This window comes from Pseudoalteromonas sp. 120-MNA-CIBAN-0494, assembly GCF_040308885.1.
Classification (GTDB): domain Bacteria; phylum Pseudomonadota; class Gammaproteobacteria; order Enterobacterales; family Alteromonadaceae; genus Pseudoalteromonas; species Pseudoalteromonas nigrifaciens.
Genome location: NZ_JBEOOE010000097.1, coordinates 1 through 499 on the forward strand (window position 1 = coordinate 1; position 499 = coordinate 499).

The 499-nt window shown below is 43.7% G+C and carries 1 protein-coding gene; it reads right to left on the bottom strand.

The genetic code is table 11. The features are described 5' to 3' along the window. Window positions 1-75: 75 nt before the first annotated feature. Window positions 76-417: a hypothetical protein gene (locus tag AAEY55_RS18145; RefSeq protein ID WP_008467385.1), complete on the bottom strand. Its 342-nt coding sequence runs from the start codon at window positions 415-417 to the stop codon at window positions 76-78. Window positions 418-499: the final 82 nt, after the last annotated feature.

Here is a 499-nt window from a genome sequence, read left to right on the forward strand (position 1 = left end):
CCAGACCATTAATTGATTTTCGAAAATCAACGGCATCGGCACATAAATAGACGGTGGGTACATCAACGAACATCCTCATACCGTTAGCCCTTTAATAATGGCAACGATATCGGCCGTCGCTAAATCGATAGGAAACGTGAGTTGGCCGGTTAGCGTATCAAACTGCAGCGTATTTTGACGAGTTTGCGCGCAGACTTCAGTAGTTTGTTTTACCTGGACAAAACGTGATGATGTAAGGCACTGCGTGTGCACTGGCAAGGTGGAATTAGGCTGGTCTTTTGCCAGTAAAGCACGTTGTTTATAATAAGTCGTAATAGCGACATTATGGTGTTGGCAGAATTCAATATTAGTACCACTAAACGTACTGCGTTTCAGCAAAAGCTGCTGCCACTGTGCGCTTGTTCTGTAAGTTTTCATCACCTGCTCCGAATTTATCATTGAGCAGGTATTTTTAGATAATCAGAACATCGATGCTAGGTGTGGTTCGCTAGACGCTTAC

Coding starts and splice junctions, on each gene's coding strand:
- AAEY55_RS18145 (WP_008467385.1), bottom strand. CDS start 417: ATGAAAACTTACAGAACAAGCGCACAGTGGCAGCAGCTTTTGCTGAAA.